This window comes from Bhargavaea sp. GQ12 (genome assembly GCF_059758705.1).
Genome location: NZ_JCAXEU010000063.1, coordinates 1 through 293 on the forward strand (window position 1 = coordinate 1; position 293 = coordinate 293).

Here is a 293-nt window from a genome sequence, read left to right on the forward strand (position 1 = left end):
GCGGCGGTGAGCGTCTGGTCGCCCAGAAAGCGCCCCCATTCATTCGGCCCTTTGTTCGACGTAAGGATAAAAGCCGTGTGGTCATAGCGCTCATAGATGAACTGGAAGAACAGGTTGGCCTCCTTGGGATCGATGGACATATACATGACGTCATCGATGATGACGAGCTCTGAGTCGATGATCCGCTTGTATCTCGTCCGGGACTTGCTCGCATATTCACGGGTCTTGAGGATATGTACCAACTCGGCCATCGAGACGAAGGCCACCTGGCGGCCGTCTTCGATCGCATGGAT

1 protein-coding gene is annotated in these 293 nt (G+C 54.9%); it reads right to left on the bottom strand.

Annotated features, from left to right (window positions below):
• Nucleotides 1-293 (bottom strand): ATP-binding protein (locus AC6CHQ_RS16400; protein WP_498082080.1); only part of this gene is annotated, 293 nt, incomplete at both ends.